Origin of the sequence: Stenotrophomonas sp. SrG, from assembly GCF_050031795.1 — a bacterium.
Classification (GTDB): domain Bacteria; phylum Pseudomonadota; class Gammaproteobacteria; order Xanthomonadales; family Xanthomonadaceae; genus Stenotrophomonas; species Stenotrophomonas rhizophila_A.
Genome location: NZ_JBNBBE010001294.1, coordinates 1 through 236 on the forward strand (window position 1 = coordinate 1; position 236 = coordinate 236).

1 protein-coding gene is annotated in these 236 nt (G+C 73.3%); it reads left to right on the forward strand.

Annotated features, from left to right (window positions below; all coding sequences use genetic code 11):
* A partial coding sequence (locus tag ACQG3P_RS23595; RefSeq protein WP_426806403.1) for a sigma 54-interacting transcriptional regulator occupies window positions 1-236 on the forward strand: 236 nt, incomplete at both ends.

The window sequence follows — 236 nt, forward strand, 5'->3', positions numbered from 1 at the left end:
TGCGAGTTTTTCCGTGTGGGTGGCCGCGAATTGATCCGGGTGGATGTGCGCGTGAGTGCGGCCACCCACCAGGACCGGGAAACGCTGGTGGCGCAGGGCCGCTTCCGCGCCGACCTTCTGCATCGGCTGGACGTGGTGCGGCTGCGCCGGCCGCCGCTGCGCGAGCGCCGCGATGACGTCGCCCAGCGGGCCGACCCCAACCTGGCCGCCCCCGCCCGCAAGCTGGATACGCCGCC